This is a genomic window from Aurantimonas aggregata (assembly GCF_010500835.1).
GTDB classification, from domain to species: Bacteria; Pseudomonadota; Alphaproteobacteria; order Rhizobiales; family Rhizobiaceae; genus Aurantimonas; species Aurantimonas aggregata.
The window spans coordinates 58,483-75,611 of the sequence record NZ_JAAAMJ010000016.1; the positions used below are offsets into that span (position 1 = coordinate 58,483).

Consider the following 17,129-nt stretch of genomic DNA (forward strand, 5'->3'; position numbering starts at 1 on the left):
CGACCAGGGCTTAGCCGTCCTGGCGATCGCAATCGATCGCGGCGGGCACGGCTTCCGACGGCTCCGGCCGGGTTGCGACGAAGAGGCCGGCGCCGGCCAAAGCGAGGAACTGGATCAGAAGCACCGTCGTGCCGACGCCGACGAGCCAGCTGCCGGCGAAGGTGACGGCCATCACCGCCAGTGCGGTGCGCTTGGCCCGTCGGCTGATCGTGCCGCCGTCGCGCCAGTTGCGGATGGGCGGCCCGAGGTGGGAATGGCCAATCAGCCAGGCTTCGAGCCGCGGCGAGCCGCGCGAGAAGGCGAAAGCGCTGAGCAGCAGGAAGGGCGTTGCCGGCACGAGCGGGAGCACCACGCCGGCGGCGCCGGCGACGAGGGAAAGGCCTCCAAGGAGGATCCAGAGCCACCGCATCATTCGTCTCCCGGCCGCCGCCCGGCCGTTTCTCCCGCGGCAGATAGGGGCGGCAGGGGCAGGAAGCCAGATGCGAGGCGACGAGCGGCGCACGAAACGCTTTCCCATGTTATGCCGGCTGCCCCGCGTGCTCCGATGGCACGAGCGACGTGCCAGATGTGGCGCCGGACAACGGGCAGGAGATCGATTGAGCCGACATCTGACGAGATATGACGCCGCGATGACCCGGGCCGGGCTGCAAGACCGCCGGCCGCGGGCCGGGGGGAGCCGATGACGTCATGGCTGCACCGGCAAAGGCTCGATGCCGTCCTGCGTGCCGTGCGGGCTTCGGGCGCGCGCAGCGTGCTGGATCTCGGCTGCGGCGATGGGGATCTGCTGACGGAGCTCGCCGGCGAACGGCAGATCGACCGGCTCGTCGGCATCGACCTGTCACACGAGGCGCTGGCGCGGCTGCGCACCCGGCTGGGGAGCCTGCTGGACGAAGGCGTCGAGCGCATCAAGCTCGTGCACGGATCGCTGATCGAGGCCGGGCCGACCTATACCGGCTTCGACTGTGCGGTGCTGGTCGAGACCATCGAACATGTCGACCCAGCCCGCCTCGGTTCCCTCGAACGCGCCGTCTTTGCGGTGATGCGGCCGGCGACGGTGGTGGTCACCACCCCCAATGCCGAGTTCAACGGCCTGCTGGGCGTGCCCCCGAACCGCTTCCGGCATCCCGACCATCGCTTCGAGTGGGATCGGCCGCGTTTCCGCCAGTGGGCCGAAGGCGTCGCCTTGCGGAACCGCTATCAGGTGGCGTGCTCCGACATTGCCGGAAACCACCGCGACCTCGGCGGCACGAGCCAGATGGCGGTGTTCGAGCGATTGCTCGCCGCAGATCAGGTCCCGGCATGACCTGGCCGGGCGATGGGCGTGCCGCCTGCAGGGACGGGTGCAGTGCGCATCCTCGCCATGCCCCGGGGAACCGACCGCGGCAGCCGCATGGCCGCTCGCGGTCGGGAGGCCGGACGCTCAGAACTGGTAGGTCAGGTTCAGCTTGAACGAACGGCCAGGCTCGGAATAGTAGAGATCGGGCTGGGACGGGCTGTCGGGGACATTGACCGCATCGTAGTAGGTCTTGTCGAAGACGTTGAAGACGCCGCCGGCCACCTTGAAGCCGGGCAGGGCTTCGGGCGCATACCAAGCCGTCAGATCGACCACGCCGTAGCCCGGTGCCTCGTAGCCCTCGTCCACCTTGTCCCGGCGTGCCGCCAGCTTCGTCGAGACCTCGCCGCCCCATTCCAGCTGGGCGTAGCCGAGGCCGAGGATCGCCGTCAGCGGCGGTACGGAGTCGAGATAGGTGTCGTCCGTCAGGTTGCGGCCTTCGGCGTAGGCCAGCGAGCCGCGCGCCGTCCAGTAGTCGAGGAAGCGGACATGGCCGCCGAGCTCGACGCCGGAGATGCGGGCATCGGGAATGTTGCGGTAACTGGAGATGCCGCCCTGGGGGTAGAGACCTCCAGGAGGCGCCAGCTGAACGACGTCGATGAAGTTCTCGTACTCGGTCCGGAAGACGTTGATGTGGGCGCCGTAGTTCGCGTTCTCGTACTTCATGCCGATGTCGAAGCCGTTGCTGCGCTCGGCTTCCAGTTCGGGGTTGCCGGCGCGCAGATAGGTGCCGTCCGCGCCGAAGCGCGAGTAGAGTTCCGAGACGGTCGGCGCCCGGAAGCCCATCGACCACTGCGCATAGGCAGTGAGTTCCGGCAAGAGGTCGTATTCGACGAGGATCTTGGGCGAGACCGCCGTGTCGCTGGAGCCGGGCGGCAGCGTCCCGTCATAGGCGGCGCTGCCGGCATATTCGTCGGTGAGCTGCGGTGTCTCCTCGTACCAGTCGAAGCGCAGGCCGGGCGTCAGGCGCAGGCGACCATCGTTGAAGCCCATCACATCTTCGGCGAAGAAGCTAACGGCGTTGCTGTCGACCTCCGGCGTGTCGGACTGGTTGGTGTGCAGATTGTTGCAGACCCTGAACGAGCCGGTATAGGGAAGGCGACAATTGTCCTCGCCGTAAGAATACTGGGTGGTCGTCGCGGTCCGCAACTCGGTGCCGAAGGTCAGCCGGTGCGAGACGATGCCGGTCTCGAAATTTTCCGTCGCATGGCCGTTGAAGCCGAAGGATTCCTCCGCAAAGCTGTTATCGCGGTAATAGGGGCCGACGACCGACGTCGAGCGGTAGGCGTCTATCGTCGAGTGCCGTTCGACGTTCTGGTAGTAAAGCACCGCCGAGGCCTCATCCAGCCAGCTAGCGCCCCAGTCCGGCGACAGATAGTCGTAGGTCAACATCGCGCGTTCGCGCTTGACGTCCTCGCCGGACGAATAATTCCCCGCCAGGTAGTTTCCCGTCGCGCCCTGGCTGGTGCGCGTGTCGATGTCGTCGTCGCGGCTGAAGATCTCGCCGGTGACGCCGAAGCGGTGCCCGCCCTCGACATATTGATGCAGCTTGGCAAGGATGTTGTACTGGTCGTAGTCCAGCGGGTTGGGCTCGGTCCGCGTCGCGCCGAGCGTGTCGATGTCGCCCTGGTTGTCTATCTCGTGGCCGCCGCGATAGCCGCCCTGGATCAGGGCGTAAGTGTTCTCGACGCGGATCGCCGCGGCGTTCGAGGTGAACCAGCTTTCGTCGACGGAATCGTAGCCGTTCTTGGTGAGGGCGCCGAGGGTCTTGTCGCCCGGCAGGAGGTCCTCGGGGTCGAGCGTGCGCAGAGCGAGGACGCCGCCGAGCGCGCCCGAGCCGAGCAGCGGGTCGGCGCCGCGCGTCAGGTCGAGCGCTGACAGCGAGCTGAAATCGAAGCTGTCGGCGCCGCCGCTGGCGCCGCGAACGACATCGGCGAGATAGGGCACCCGGATCCCGTCGATCGTGGTCAGCACGCGCGGCCCTTCCAGGCCGCGGATATTGATCGAACGCGTGGCGCGATTGAAGCTGATGCCGGCTTCCTCTGTGCGGCCGAGATCCTCGATGCTGTCGATCAGCTTGTTGTCGATGGTGGCACGCAGCGTGGTGCTGGTCGTGACCGTCCCGCCGACGCCATCTTGTGCCGCTGCTTCGCCTGACTCGATGATGACCGGGTCGAGGACAAGGTTGTCCTGCGTCGCGACGGTCTGTGCCCCCGCACCGCCCGTCAGAAGGGCCGAGACCGCCGCCCCCGTCATCATCGCTCGCATCATGTCACGCATCGTCATCGCCCCTCGCGCAGCGCCCCCGGACCCCTGCGCCGTCTGGAATTATTCCACGTTATACATTGTTAGATTTCCGGTATGACGCCACTTACTGAGGCAAATGTTAGGGAGTCAACAGCAAATGAATATATAAATCTCATTTTAGATGCATTCTAGATGCTAACAATTCTAAATTAGAAGAATTCTACTGTACTTTTGATTACGACTCTTCTTGACGGGTGCCGGTCTTTACGACAATCAGGCAGATGTACCTGAAGCCGGCTGCGGCCGAATTGTGCTCATCGAGCCAGAAGGATCGACCATGCGCCTGTCCGCCATCGCTACTGCCGCCGTGTTGTGCGCCGTCGCCGCGCCGGCCGGCGCGCAAGCCGTCGCCGAGCCGCAGCGGGTGATCGCGATCGGCGGGGCGATCACCGAGATCCTCTATGCGCTGGGGGAGGAGGACCGCGTCGTCGCGGTCGACACGACGAGCCTCTACCCGCCGCAGGCGCTCGCCGAAAAACCCAATGTCGGCTACATGCGCCAGCTCTCCGCCGAAGGCGTGCTGTCGCTCTCGCCCGACCTCATCCTGATGGATGACGGTGCCGGCCCGCAGCAGGCCGTCGACCTGATCGACGCGGCTGGGGTCGCCGTCCAGCACATGCCGACCGGGTACACGGTGGCGGAACTGACCGGAAAAGTCCGTACAGTTTCTGCCGCGGTGGGTAAGGCGGAAGCCGGCGAGACGATGGCCGGGACGATCGACGCGGGATTCGAGGCGCTCGCGGCCGACCTTGCCGGCATCGAGGACAGGAAGCGCGTCCTGTTCATTCTGTCGCTGGTCGACGGGCGGATCAACGCCGCCGGCAGCGGCACCGGCGCCGACGCCGTCATCCGGCTGGCGGGGGCGGAAAACGTCTTCGGCGATGTCGAGGGCTACAAGATCCTGTCGTCCGAGGCCGTCGCGGCGCTCGAGCCCGACGCCATCCTGATGGTGACGCGCCCTGGCCTCGAGGCCGTCGATCCGCTGACGGTGCCGGGTCTCGCGGCAACCCCTGCCGGCCAGACGGGAACCGTCATCCGCATGGACGCGCTGCATCTCCTCGGCTTTGGTCCCCGCACGCCGGACGCCCTGCGGGAGCTCGCGGCCACGCTCTATCCGGGGATCGTCCCCGCCCGGACGGCAGATGTCCGCTAGTTCGGCGATCGGCGCAGTCCGGATGAGCCGCTCCGTCGGGCTTTCCGGCGATCGCAGTGTGCGGGCCAAGATCGGCCTCGGCGTGCTCGCCGCGCTGCTGACGCTTGCCGCGCTGCTGGCACTGGCGGTCGGGCCGGCGATGCTGTCGCCGGCAACCGTCATGCACGTGCTGCTCGACGGGCCGAACGGCACGGCCGCGACCATCTCCGACCGGGTGATCGTCTGGCAGATCCGGCTGCCACGCGTGCTGCTCGGCGCGCTGGTCGGCGCTTCGCTGGCGACGGTCGGGGCGATGATGCAGGGCCTGTTCCGCAACCCGCTGGCCGATCCGGGTCTGATCGGCGTCTCGTCCGGCGCGGCCTTCGCGGCGGTGGCGACAATCGTCCTGTCCGCCGGCGTGCTGGCCCCCTACGCCGCCTTCTTCGGGATCTACGCGCTGCCCGTCGCGGCCTTCGGCGGCGGGCTCGCGGCGACGCTGGTGATCTATCGCATCGGCACGCTGGCCGGCCGTTCCTCGGTTGCGCTGATGCTGCTGGCCGGCATCGCGCTCGGGGCGCTGGCAGCCGCCGGTACCGGGTTCCTCATCTACATGAGCAATGACGAGCAGCTGCGCGACCTGACCTTCTGGACGCTCGGCGGGCTCGGCGGCGCCAGCTGGGCGAAGCTGGCGGCCGCGGCGCCGATGATGGTCGCCGCGCTGGTCTTCGCGCCGCTGGTCGGCCGCGGCCTCAACGGCGTGGTGCTGGGCGAGGCGGAGGCCTTCCATCTTGGCGTGCGCGTGCAGGCGCTGAAGCGCGTCACCATCGTCCTCGTGGCACTGGCCACCGGGGCTGCCGTCGCCGTCTCCGGCACGATCGGCTTCGTCGGCATCGTGGTGCCGCATCTCCTGCGCCTCTGGCTGGGGCCGGATCACCGTTACCTGCTGCCCGCCTCGGCGCTGTTCGGGGCGAGCCTCCTGCTGGTCGCCGACATGGCAGCCCGCACCCTGGTCGCGCCCGCCGAGTTGCCGCTCGGCATCCTGACGGCGGGGATCGGCGCGCCGGTGTTCCTGTGGATCCTGCTGCGCCGCCGCGGCGTCGCGGATTATTGAGGGCAGGGGCATGATCCGCATCGACGAAGCCAGCGTCCACTATCGCGGCCGGGCCGCGCTCCATCCCTCGTCGCTCGACGTGGAGCCCGGCGCCTTCACCATCGTCGTCGGCCCGAACGGCGCCGGCAAGTCGACGCTGCTGAAGCTGATGGCCGGCGAAATAAAGCCGGACGAGGGCAGCGTGCTGCTCGACGAACGACCCTTATCGAGCGTCCCGGCGCGGGAACTGGCGCGCCGCCGCGCCGTCCTGCCGCAGAGCTCGGCGCTCGCCTTTCCCTTCACCGTCGCCGAAGTCGTGCGGCTCGGGCTCGACGCCGGCGGGCGGGCGAGCCGGGCGCAGGATATCGTCGACGCTCTCAAGCGCGTCGATCTCGATGGCTTTTCAGGCCGCTACTACCAAGAGCTCTCGGGCGGCGAACAGCAGCGCGTGCATCTCGCTCGCGTGCTCTGCCAGATCGGCCCGCCGGTCGCCCACGGTAAGCCGCGCTACCTGTTCCTCGACGAGCCGATCTCCAGCCTCGACATCCGCCACCAGCTGGCGGTGCTGTCGATCGGGCGCGACTTCGCCCGCGCCGGTGGCGGGGTCGTGGCGGTCCTCCACGACCTCAATCTCGCGGCCGGCTTCGCCGATCGCCTCGTCGTCCTGGCGCATGGCGCGATCGTCGCCGACGGCTCGCCCGCCGCCATCCTCACCGACGGGCTCATCGCGCGCGTCTTTCACCTCAATCTGCGGGTCGGCGCGCTGCCGCCGCCCGGCATTCCCTTCGTTCTGCCGCAGAGCGCGGCCTGAAAACCCAGGAAAACGCCATGGAAGCCTCTTCTCTCGCTGCCGCCCCCACGGCGGCCGTGCCGTTCTTCGCGACCGGCAAGCGTGCGCGCGATCTCGCCCGCGAGCGCGGCCTTTCGGAAGCCGAGCTCCTCGCCGGGCATGACGGCCCGGAAGTCGTCCGCCTGCGGCCCGAGATGGCGGCGATCGTCGAGGCGATGCCGGCGCTCGGCGAGGTGATGTCGCTGACCCGCAACGAGGCGGCGGTGCACGAGATCGTCGGCACGTTCGGCGAGATCAGCCTATCGGGGCACATGGGGCTGGTGGTCAACCCGCCGCTCGACCTTCGCCTGCTGCTCAAGCATTGGCATCATGCGTTCGCGGTCGCACTGCCGGACGAGAAAGGCCCGCGCCGCAGCCTGCAGATCTTCGACGCGGAAGGCGAGGCGGTGATCAAGATCCACCTGCGTCCGGCCTCCGATGTCGCGGCGTTCGATGCGCTGCGCCAGCGTTTCGCCGATCCGGTGCCGCAGCCGCTTTCGATCGTAGCCTATCCGGTCGAAGAAGTTACCGGCACCGCGGATGCCGAGGCGTTCCGCCGCGAGTTCGCCGCCATGCGCGACGTCCACGAGTTCTTCCCGATGCTGCGCCGGCACGGGCTCGATCGCCGCGGTTCGCTCGACGTGATGGGCGACCAGCATGTGCGGCGCCTCGGAAAAGGCGCGGCGACGGCGCTGCTGACCGCGGCGAGCGAGCAGGCGCTGCCGATCATGTGCTTCGTCGGCAGCCGCGGCTGCATCCAGATCTTCACCGGCCACGTGAAGAACATCAAGGCGATGGGGCCGTGGATCAACGTGCTCGATCCGGGCTTCGATCTGCATCTGCGCGAGGACCTGGTCGCGGAGGCTTTCGAGGTCCGCAAGCCGTCGAAGGACGGCGACCTTACGACGGTCGAGCTCTACGATGCAGGGCGCAAGCTGGTTGCGCAGTTCTATGGCGAGCGGCGCCGCGATCATCCCGAGGAAGCCGCTTGGCGCCAGCTGACAGCCGGGCTCGCCGGCGGCTGAGGCCTGCCACGCGATCATGCAAGGGCTGGCGCCGGCATCGGCACCGGTCGCCCGTGCCCTGATACATCACGTATCTCGCCCTGACCGAAAAGCTATCGCGACTGGCGCGGTTCGCGGCGCCTATTGCAGGCGGAACGCGATAAACCACCGCGCCAGCCCTATCTACGATATCCGAGGATTGCCGGATGACGGCATCCATCGTCTGCCGGAAATCGTGAGAGGTGCATGACCGCTGTTTTTCCAGATCCCGACGACGCGATCGTCCCCATGATCCGGCGGCTTCGCGAAGCTGCCGAAGAAAACCTGCAGAGGGCCGAGGGAGAAGCCGAGGAGAATGTCTGGGGTCTTTGCCTCGGGGCAGCGTTGGCCAACGATGCCGCCGACCTCTTCGAAGCTCTTCTGGAAAAACGGTCGCGGTAGTCGCCAGCGCCGGCGCGCAGTGCCGGTCGCGTGCGGCTCCGCCGCCCATGCCGCATCCGCCTAGGGCGCCATGTCGTCGGATCCGCGCGCCTGCGAGCGGCGCAAGCGCAGCACGTCGGCGACGAAGTTGCGGGCGAGGCTGTGGTAGAGCGGCGCGCCGGAGACCAGGCGGGCGGTGCCGAAGCCGAGCAGCGAGGCCAGCATCAGCGGGATGACGTTGCCCTGGTTGCCGGTCATTTCCAGGATGATCACGAAGGCGGTCATCGGCGCCTGGACGACGCCGGCGAAATAGCCCGCCATGGCGAGCGTCGCGGCCAGGCCGGAGCCGGCGCCGACGAGCACCCCGATCGTCGATCCGAGGCCGGCGCCGACCGCCAGTGAGGGCGCGAAGATGCCGCCCGGAATTCCTGATGCCATCGAGGCGAGGCTCGCGACGAACTTCTCGGCAAAGAACATCAGCGGCAGCGGATCGCCCTCGACGGCGCCGCGCGCCTGCTCGTAGCCGGTGCCGTAGGTGGCACCGTCCGACAGAAAGCCGACGGCGGCGACGATGACGCCGCAAAGTGCTGCCGCGCCGACGGCACGCCGGATCGGCGCGGTGGCGGACCAGCGCCTGATCCGGCGCATCAGCCAGAGGGCGCTGGCGGTGAACACGGCGCCGAGGGCCCCACCAGCGACGCCGCAGGCGACCACCAGTCCCCAGTCCTGCAGGGTGTTCGCCACGGCATCGCTCTCGCCGAAATAGGTGTAGTTGCCGGTTAGGCCGAGCGAGGCGAGGCCGGCCAGCACCACGGCGGAGAGGACAAGGCCGTTGGTCCGGGCCTCGTAGGCGCGGCCCATCTCCTCGATCGCGAAGACGATGCCGGCGAGCGGCGTGTTGAAGGCCGCGGCGATGCCGGCGGCGGAGCCTGCCAGGATCAGGCCGCGCGCCTGCACCATCCCGCCGAGGCGTCCCGCCGACAGCATGATGGCTGCGCCAACCTGGACGGTAGGGCCCTCGCGCCCGATCGAGGCGCCGGACAGGAGCCCGAGCAGGGTCAGGAGGATCTTTCCGGCCGCGATGCGCAGCGACAGGAGCTCGCCGCGATCGGCGTCACGTTCGAGATGGCGGGCGGCGATCGCCTGCGGAATGCCGCTGCCTTGCGAATTGGGGAAGAAACGCAGCGCCAGATAGGCCGACAGGGCAAAGCCCGCCGGCGGCAGCACCAGCATCGCCGCCGTTCCGAAAGCCGGGGTCGACCGGATTGCCTCGAAGGCCTGGTGCGCCGCGTCCGCCAGCTGGGCAAAGCCGACGCTGACCAGGCCGATCGCCAGCGCGCCCGCCCAGAAGATCAGCCGCGGCCGCCAGACGCGCTGCTTGCCCCAGACCGCCCGGGATCGCCGCAGCATTCGCGACTTGCGCACGGTTCTGCGTAGGGGCGCTGGATCGTGCCGCTGCATGGCAAATTTCGCTCTCGGCTGGTGACGCCGCGACAATGGCGAACGAAGCGCCGGGAGTCGAACCCTCACCTGAGCTTTTGCAGCCTTTATCTTTTTCGCCTTCACGACAGCAATGGCACCGTGTGGTCCGCCCGGGTCTGCCGGACGCTGCCGACTTGCTCTGCATCAAGTCGACAGCGTCCGGCCTGCGCTATCGATGCAGCCGGAGCGTGCCGCGCCGCCGCGGTCGCCGCCGATCCGATGACGCCCACTGGAGAGCCCCCATGACGCGCATGATGAAAGCCGCCATCTTCGTCGAGCCCGGTCGAATCGTGCTCGGCGAGAAGCCGATCCCCGATGTCGGCCCGCTGGACGCGCTGATCCGCGTGACCACCACGACGATCTGCGGCACCGACGTGCATATCCTCAAGGGCGAATACCCGGTCGAGAAGGGCCTGACGATCGGCCACGAGCCGGTCGGCGTGATCGAGAAGCTCGGCTCGGCGGTCAGCGGCTACCGGGAGGGCCAGCGGGTCATCGCGGGCGCGATCACGCCGAGCGGCCATTCCTATGCCTGCCTCTGCGGCTGCCACTCGCAGGACGGGGCGGGCACGCGCCACGGCTTCAAGCCGATGGGCGGCTGGCGCTTCGGCAACACGATCGATGGCTGCCAGGCCGAATATCTGCTGGTGCCGGACGCCATGGCCAATCTCAGCCCGGTTCCCGACGCGCTGACCGACGAGCAGGTGCTGATGTGCCCCGACATCATGTCGACGGGCCTGTCGGGCGCCGAGAGCGGCAAGGTGCGGATCGGCGACACGGTGGCGGTCTTCGCGCTGGGGCCGATCGGGCTCTGCGCCGCGGCCGGCGCCCGCCTGATGGGCGCGACGACGATCATCGGCGTCGACACCGTGCCCGAGCGGCTGGCGGTCGCCCGCTCGCTCGGCGTCGACCACGTCGTCGACTTCAAGGCCGGCGACCCGGTCGAGGCGATCATGAAGCTCACCGACGGCCGGGGCGTCGACGTCGCCATCGAGGCGCTCGGCACGCAGCAGACGTTCGAATCGTGCCTCAAGGTGCTGCGGCCGGGCGGCACGCTCTCCAGCCTCGGCGTCTATTCAAGCGATCTCACCATTCCGCTCGGTCCCTTCATGGCGGGACTCGGCGACCTGAAGATCGTCACGACGCTCTGCCCCGGCGGCAAGGAGCGCATGCGCCGGCTGATGGAGGTGGTGGCGTCGGGCCGCATCGACCTGCAGGCGATGGTGACCCACCGCTTCCCGCTGGAGCGGATCGAGGAGGCCTACGAGCTCTTTGCCAACCAGCGCGACGGCGTTCTGAAGGTGGCGATCACGCCCTGAGGGCGGCGCACTACATCAGCCAGGCATGGTCGGGATCGGCGATGAATCGCCATTTGCGCAAGGGCCCGGCCATGACGTTGGAATAATACATTTCGTAGCCGTGCGGCGCACCGCAGGGGTGGTGGCCGCGGGGCACCAGCACGACGTCGTGGCTCTTCACCGCCATCGTCTCGTCGAGCGCGCCGTCCTCGGTATAGACCCGCTGGACGCCGAAGCCCTGGGCGGGGTTCAGCCGGTGATAATAGGTCTCCTCGAGATGGGTGATCTCGGGAAACCGGTCCTCGTCGTGGCGATGGCTCGGATAGCTCGACCAGTTGCCGGCCGGCGTGAACACTTCGGTCACGAGGAGCGAGTCCGCGACGTCGTCGGCTTCCATTGCGATATTGTTGATGAAGCGGGCGTTGGAACCCTCGCCGCGCTGGGTGAGGGTGATGCCCTCCGGTCCGAGGCGCCTTGCGGCATGGCCGCCTTTGCCGGGCGCCAGGCACAGGGCCAGCGTGCAGTCGGTCTCGGCGACGGCCTTCCAGTCGCTGCCATTCGGCAGATAGAGGCAGTGCGGCGGTGACTTCTCGAATACATCCATGCGCTCGCCGAGGACGCCCCAGTCCGTGCCCGCCGCCGTGATCGCGGCCTTGCCCTCGACCATCACGATGATCGCTTCGTCGCCGCCGAGTATGCCCTCAGCGCTCTCGCCGGCGGCAAGGCGCCAGAGCTTGAAGCCGACATAGGTCCAGCCGGCGCTCTCCGGCGTGATGTCGTGGACGAGGCCGGTGGGCCCTTGCGGCTTGCGCAGGAGCTTCATGCCGCGGCCTCGCTGCGATCGAGACCCGCCTCGCGCGCGAAGGCCCGGAGCGCCTTGAGGCCCATCGCCTGGTAATGGCGGGGGTTACGCTGCGCCGGGTCCTGCTCGGCCTCGATGACCAGCCAGCCGGCATAGTCGTGCTCGGCGGCGATGCTCAGGACGGGCAGGAAGTCGACGCCGCCTTCGGGATCCCCCGGCACGGTGAAGACGCCGCGCCGCACGCCTTCGAGGAAGGAGAGGTTCTCCTCGCGCACCTGCCGCATGATGTCGGGGCGGACGTTCTTGGCGTGGAAGTGCGCCACGCGGGCCATGTGGCGCGCTGCGACCGCAGCCGGGTCGCCGCCGCCGAAGAAGCAGTGGCCGGTGTCGAACAGGAGCTTCGTCGCCGGGCCGGTATGCGCCATAAGCCGGTCGATCTCGTCCGGCGTCTCGACCACGGTTCCCATGTGATGGTGATAGGCAAGGGTGATGCCCTGACCGGCGGCAAAGGCCGCCAGCGCCTCGACGCCGGCGCCGAAGGCGGGCCAGTCCGCCTCTTGCAGCACCGGCTTGGCGTTGACAGGCACGCCGTCATTGCCGTGGATTGCGTTCGAGGTCTCGCAGACGATGATCACGTTCGAGCCGACCGCCTTCAAAAGGTCGAGGAAGGGCTGCATCGCCGCCTTCTCGGTCTCGATGTCCTGCGTCAGGAGGTTCAGCGAGTGCCAGCCGGAGACGTAGCGCAGGCCGCGCCCGCCGAGCTCGCGTTCGATGCCCTCCGGTGTCGCCGGCAGCTTGTGGCCCTTCTCGATCCCGTCGAAGCCGATCGCCGCCGCCTCGTCCAGGCACTGCGCCAGGGTGATCTCGGCGCCGAGCGTCTGGTCGTCGTCATTGGACCAGGCGATGGGGTTGGTTCCGTAGAGCGTCATGAGCGTTCTTTCAGCTGGTCTTCATAGGCCTTGCGCGCGGCGCGGACCTCGTCGCGCGCCGACGTCTCTGGAACCGCGACGTCCCACCAGTGCCCCCCATGCGGCGTCGAGGGATAGGGATCGGTGTCGACGACGATGACGAAGGGTCCGGTCCTATCGGCACGGGTGGCGAGCGCTGCTTCCAGCTCGGCGATGCTCGCCGCCTTCATCGCCTCGGCACCCAGCGCCCTTGCATGGGCGACGAAGTCGATGGCCGGCGCATTCGCCATGCCGCTATGGGCGTAGAGATTGTTGAACTCGGCGCCGCCGGTGGCGATCTGCAGCCGGTTTATGCAGCCATAGCCGCGATTGTCGGTGAGGACGATGGTGAAGGCCACGCCCATCATCGCCGCCGTCGCGAGCTCGGAATTGGCCATCATATAGCTGCCGTCGCCGAGCATGCAGATCACGTCACGGTCCGGCTCGGCCAGCTTGATGCCGAGCGCGCCGGCGATCTCGTAGCCCATGCAGGAATAGCCGTATTCCATGTGATAGGCGCCGGGGCGTGGCGCCTTCCAGAGCTTGTGGAGTTCGCCCGGCATGGTGCCGGCGGCGCACATCACGACCGTGTCGGCGTGGCTCGCGCGCTGCACGGCGCCGATCGCCTGCTGGTCGGTGGGCAGCGAATTGCCGCCGTCCGGCGCGTCGGTGAGGGGATCGACGGAGGCGAACCAGGCTTGTTTCAGGCCAGGTTCCGGCGTTGGGGCGCGGTGGCCTTCGAGCGACTTGGTGAGATGATCGAGGGCCGACAGCGCATCGGCGCAGAGCGGCTCGGCGCCGTGCTTCATCGCATCATAGGCGGCGACATTGATCGAGACGAGGCGGCGTGCGGGGTTCTTGAACAGCGCCCAGGAGCCGGTGGTGAAATCCTGGAACCTGGTGCCGACGCCGATGACGAGGTCGGCGCCCGCCGCTACCGTGTTGGCCGAGGTGGCGCCGGTGACGCCCACGGGCCCGTAATTCCATTCATGGTCCCAGGGAAGGGCGGATTTGCCGGCCTGGCTCTCGACGACCGGGATGCCGAAGCGCGCCGCAAACGAGGCCAGCGCGTCCGCGGCCCCGGCGTAATGCACGCCGCCGCCGGCGACGATCACCGGCTGCCTGGCGGCACGGATCATCCCCGCCACATTGTCCACCTCTGCCGGATCCGGCGCGGGGCGGCGGAACGGCCAGACCTTCTTGGCGAAGAAGCTTTCAGGCCAGTCGTAGCTTTCCGCCTGGACGTCCTGGCAGAAGGCCAGCGTCACCGGGCCGCAATCGGCCGGATCGGTCATTGTGCGCATCGCACGGGGCAGGGCGGTCAGCAATTGTTCCGGCCGGGTGATGCGGTCGAAATAGCGGCTGACGGGCCGGAAGCAGTCATTGGCCGAGACCGTGCCGTCGGTGAAATCCTCGACCTGCTGCAGCACCGGGTCGGGGCCGCGGCCGGCGAAGACGTCGCCCGGCACGAACAGGACGGGCAGGCGGTTGACGTGGGCGAGGGCTGCGGCAGTCACCATGTTGGTCGCGCCGGGCCCGATCGAGGAGGCCACCATCATCGCGCGCCTGCGGCCCAGCTGCTTGGCATAGGCGATGGCGGCATGCGCCATGGTCTGCTCATTCTGGCCACGATGCGTCGGCAGGACGTCCTGAACGCCAGCCAGCGCCTCGCCGATTCCGGCGACGTTGCCGTGACCGAAGATCGCCCAGCAGCCGGCGATGAAGGGTTCGCCTGACGGAGTCATCTGCGCGGTAAGCCAGCGAGCCATCGCCTGCGCGGCTGTCAGCCGGATCGTCGTCATGCGGCATTCTCCTTCGTCGAGTCCCTTGCCGCGTCCCAAAGGGCGCAGAGGCGCGAGAAATTATGCGTCATCCGCTCCACCGCCGCATCGTCGTCGATCGCGCCGGCGAGCCAATCGCGCGCGGCGGAGCCGAAGATCGTGCGTCCGACGGCAAAGCCCTTGACGAGGTCGTGCCGTGCCGCCTCCGTGAAGCTTGCGCCGAGATCCGCCTCGCTGGAATCGAGCCCGAGCACCACGATGCCGCGGCAATTCTGGTCGTTGTCGGAGATCGCGGCGCAGGCCGCCACCCACGCCTCGGGGCTGGTCAAAGGTTCGAGCTTCCACCAGTCGGGATAGATGCCGATCTCGTAGAAACGCCGGATCAGGCTGGCATTGGTGTCGTCGTCGACGGTGCCCAACTTGGAAGGGATGATTTCGAGCAGGAACTCCAGCCGGTTGCGCCGGGCGGCCCGATAGAGTCGCTTCAGCGTAGCCTCCTGGTCGGCGCGCATCGCGGCGGTGTCGTCCGGGTGACAGAAGCACAGGACCTTGACGACCTGATGCAGCGGCCACTCGACGAGGTTGCCGCAGTCCTCGCCGAACTCGGCTTCCAGGGCCAGCGGATGCGAGCCCGGCTTCTCCGCCGGGCGGCCGACCCACAGCCCGGTGCCGGAGGCGGCATGGAGGGCGGTGCGGCCGAGCCGGTCGTCGCAGAGAATGCCATAGCCATGGCGGCCACCCGAGACCTGCAGCGCCGCCCGGAGGCAGAGCGCCTTGAACGCGCCGATCCGCGCCGGCGTCGCGCCGTCGAGCTCTTCAAGCTGCATGCGATGATCGAAGGCGAAGACGCGCATCTGTGGCCAGTCGACACTGCGATTGGTCGACCAGTGGATCTGCTCGAGCTCGGCGTCGTGGCGCAGGGCAGGGGTGCGAATGCCGCGGGCGAGGAAGAACTGCAGCTCCTCGAGGCTCGGATAGGCCGGCGTGCAGCCATGGCGCGAGACGGCGAAGGCGCCGCAGGCATTGGCGTATTCGAGCGCCTTCGGCCAGCTCTCGTCGTCGAGCCAGCCCTTGAGCAGGCCGGACATGAAGCCGTCGCCGGCGCCGAGCACGTTGAACACCTCGATCGGGAAGCCGGGACCGGCCTCGCCGTCGTCGAGATCGGCGGGGATCGCGCCGGAAAACGCGACGGCTCCGGCCGCGCCCCGCTTCAGCACCAGTGTCGCGCCGGTCAGTTCGCGTACTGCGCGGAGCGCGGTCAAAGTATCGGTCGAGCCGCCGGCGATGTGGAATTCCTCCTCCGTGCCGACGATCAGGTCGAAAAGGCCGAGATGGCCCTGCAGGCGGGCGGTTACCGCGTCGCTTTCGATGAAGCGGTTCTCGCCGTCGCCATGGCCGGAAAGGCCCCAGAGGTTTGGCCGGTAGTCGATGTCGAGCGCGGTGCGGGCGCCGCTGTCGCGGGCGAGGCGCAAGGCCTTGAGGACCGCCGCTTCGGTGCGCGGGTGCGACAGATGCGTGCCGGCCGCCACGACCGCGCGCGCCTCGGCGATGAAGCCAGGGTCGATGTCCTCCTCGCAGAGCGCCATGTCGGCGCAGTTCTCGCGGTAGAAGATCAGCGGAAACCGGTGCTCGTCGCGGATGCCGAGCAGGACGAGGGCAGTCAGGCGCTCCGGGTCGGTTGTTACGCCGCGCACGTCGACGCCCTCGCGCTCCAGTTCTTCGCGGATGAAACGGCCCATGTGTTCGTCGCCGACACGGGTGATCAGCGCCGATTTCAGCCCGAGCCGCGCCGTGCCCGTCGCCATGTTGGTGGGCGAGCCGCCGAGATATTTGTGGAACGAGCCCATGTCCTCGAGCCGCCCCCCGACCTGGGCGCCGTAGAGGTCGACCGACGAGCGGCCGATGGTGATGACGTCGAGGCGCTTCACACCGTGCCTCCGAGCGATCCCTCTAGCTTGGCCATCTCCTGGCCCCCGGCCATCAGGTCCTGCAGCTCTTCCGCCGTGATCTCGCCGCGCCGGCTGGTGCCGAGCGTCTTGCCGCGCGACAGCACGGTGAAGCGGTCGCCGACCGCCATGGCGTGGCGCACGTTGTGGGTGATGAAGACGATGCCGACGCCCTGCTTGCGGACCCGGTCGATGGTGGAGAGGACATTGGCGGTCTGGCGGACGCCGAGCGCCGAAGTCGGCTCGTCGAGGATCAGCACGCGCGCGCCGAAATAGACGGCCCTTGCGATGGCGACGGTCTGGCGCTCGCCGCCGGACAGCGTGCCGACCGCCTGGTCCGGCTCGCGCAGCGCAATGCCCATGGCGCGCATGTGCTCCATCGTCACCTTGTTGGCGTGCTCGATGTCGAAGCGCTTGAACAGCCATTTCCCCTTGGTCGGCTCGCGCCCCATGAAGAAATTGCGCGTCACGCTCATCAGCGGGATCATCGCCAGATCCTGGTAGACGGTGGCGATGCCGGCGTTCATCGAGGCGCGGGGGCTGGAAAAGTTCATCGGCTGGCCGTCGACGAGGATCTCGCCGCGGGTCGGCTTGTGGACGCCCGACATTGTCTTGATGAAGGTCGACTTGCCGGCGCCGTTGTCGCCGAGCAGGCAATGGCATTCACCGGGACGCACATCGAAGCTGACGCCGGCCAAGGCGACGATGTTGCCGAAGTGCTTTTCGATGTCGCGCATTTCAAGGATGGCTTCGCTCAT

Annotated in this window: 15 protein-coding genes; 7 read left to right on the forward strand and 8 right to left on the reverse strand. The window is 68.3% G+C overall.

Annotation, left to right across the window (positions count from 1 at the left end):
- Positions 1–10: 10 nt before the first annotated feature.
- Positions 11–412, reverse strand: a complete 402-nt coding sequence (locus tag GTW51_RS17415; RefSeq protein ID WP_203566148.1) for a YbaN family protein — start codon at positions 410–412, stop codon at positions 11–13.
- Positions 413–679: 267 nt separating this feature from the next.
- Here GTW51_RS17415 and GTW51_RS17420 point away from each other — a divergent pair, with 267 nt between their 5' ends.
- The gene (locus GTW51_RS17420) at positions 680–1,303 is read left to right on the forward strand and encodes a methyltransferase domain-containing protein (protein WP_163045323.1); all 624 of its coding nucleotides are present in this window, start codon (positions 680–682) and stop codon (positions 1,301–1,303) included.
- A 117-nt stretch (positions 1,304–1,420) separates the two neighbouring features.
- On the opposite strand, the gene GTW51_RS17425 is transcribed toward GTW51_RS17420, so the two are convergent.
- Positions 1,421–3,613: a TonB-dependent hemoglobin/transferrin/lactoferrin family receptor gene (locus tag GTW51_RS17425; protein WP_203566149.1), complete on the reverse strand. Its 2,193-nt coding sequence runs from the start codon at positions 3,611–3,613 to the stop codon at positions 1,421–1,423.
- Positions 3,614–3,917: 304 nt separating this feature from the next.
- Here GTW51_RS17425 and GTW51_RS17430 point away from each other — a divergent pair, with 304 nt between their 5' ends.
- The 5 genes from GTW51_RS17430 to GTW51_RS17450 all read left to right on the forward strand — a co-directional run bounded on the left by GTW51_RS17430 (position 3,918) and on the right by GTW51_RS17450 (position 8,136).
- Entirely contained in the window at positions 3,918–4,793 is an 876-nt protein-coding gene (locus tag GTW51_RS17430; RefSeq protein ID WP_163045326.1) for a heme/hemin ABC transporter substrate-binding protein, read from the forward strand.
- Positions 4,783–5,883 (forward strand): FecCD family ABC transporter permease, encoded by a 1,101-nt coding sequence (locus GTW51_RS17435; RefSeq protein ID WP_163045327.1) that lies wholly within the window; start codon positions 4,783–4,785, stop codon positions 5,881–5,883. Before GTW51_RS17430 ends, GTW51_RS17435 begins: the two co-directional genes overlap by 11 nt.
- A 10-nt stretch (positions 5,884–5,893) precedes the next feature.
- Positions 5,894–6,673 carry a heme ABC transporter ATP-binding protein gene (locus GTW51_RS17440; protein WP_163045328.1) on the forward strand — a complete coding sequence of 260 codons (780 nt, stop codon included), beginning with the start codon at positions 5,894–5,896 and terminating at the stop codon, positions 6,671–6,673.
- A 17-nt stretch (positions 6,674–6,690) separates the two neighbouring features.
- Positions 6,691–7,716, forward strand: a complete 1,026-nt coding sequence (locus GTW51_RS17445) for a hemin-degrading factor (RefSeq protein ID WP_163045329.1) — start codon at positions 6,691–6,693, stop codon at positions 7,714–7,716.
- A gap of 225 nt (positions 7,717–7,941) precedes the next feature.
- On the forward strand, positions 7,942–8,136 hold the full coding sequence (locus GTW51_RS17450; protein WP_163045330.1) for a hypothetical protein: 195 nt from the start codon (positions 7,942–7,944) through the stop codon (positions 8,134–8,136).
- 60 nt (positions 8,137–8,196) lie between these two features.
- Here the strand turns inward: GTW51_RS17450 and GTW51_RS17455 are convergent, their stop codons facing one another.
- Positions 8,197–9,525 carry a chloride channel protein gene (locus tag GTW51_RS17455; RefSeq protein WP_343034049.1) on the reverse strand — a complete coding sequence of 443 codons (1,329 nt, stop codon included), beginning with the start codon at positions 9,523–9,525 and terminating at the stop codon, positions 8,197–8,199.
- A gap of 314 nt (positions 9,526–9,839) precedes the next feature.
- On the opposite strand from GTW51_RS17455, the gene GTW51_RS17460 reads away from it, so the two are divergent.
- Positions 9,840–10,916 (forward strand): NAD(P)-dependent alcohol dehydrogenase, encoded by a 1,077-nt coding sequence (locus tag GTW51_RS17460; RefSeq protein WP_163045332.1) that lies wholly within the window; start codon positions 9,840–9,842, stop codon positions 10,914–10,916.
- A gap of 10 nt (positions 10,917–10,926) precedes the next feature.
- Here the strand turns inward: GTW51_RS17460 and iolB are convergent, their stop codons facing one another.
- From iolB to GTW51_RS24025, 5 genes are read right to left on the reverse strand one after another with little or no spacing between them, the layout of a single operon-like run.
- Positions 10,927–11,718: a 5-deoxy-glucuronate isomerase gene (iolB, locus tag GTW51_RS17465; RefSeq protein WP_163045333.1), complete on the reverse strand. Its 792-nt coding sequence runs from the start codon at positions 11,716–11,718 to the stop codon at positions 10,927–10,929.
- Positions 11,715–12,626 carry a myo-inosose-2 dehydratase gene (iolE, locus tag GTW51_RS17470; RefSeq protein ID WP_163045335.1) on the reverse strand — a complete coding sequence of 304 codons (912 nt, stop codon included), beginning with the start codon at positions 12,624–12,626 and terminating at the stop codon, positions 11,715–11,717. Before iolE ends, iolB begins: the two co-directional genes overlap by 4 nt.
- A complete protein-coding gene (iolD, locus tag GTW51_RS17475; protein ID WP_163045336.1) occupies positions 12,623–14,446 on the reverse strand; it encodes a 3D-(3,5/4)-trihydroxycyclohexane-1,2-dione acylhydrolase (decyclizing) in 1,824 nt (607 codons plus the stop codon). Before iolD ends, iolE begins: the two co-directional genes overlap by 4 nt.
- Positions 14,443–16,353 carry a bifunctional 5-dehydro-2-deoxygluconokinase/5-dehydro-2-deoxyphosphogluconate aldolase gene (locus GTW51_RS17480; protein WP_163045338.1) on the reverse strand — a complete coding sequence of 637 codons (1,911 nt, stop codon included), beginning with the start codon at positions 16,351–16,353 and terminating at the stop codon, positions 14,443–14,445. Before GTW51_RS17480 ends, iolD begins: the two co-directional genes overlap by 4 nt.
- Positions 16,350–17,129: an ATP-binding cassette domain-containing protein gene (locus tag GTW51_RS24025; RefSeq protein WP_163045339.1), complete on the reverse strand. Its 780-nt coding sequence runs from the start codon at positions 17,127–17,129 to the stop codon at positions 16,350–16,352. Before GTW51_RS24025 ends, GTW51_RS17480 begins: the two co-directional genes overlap by 4 nt.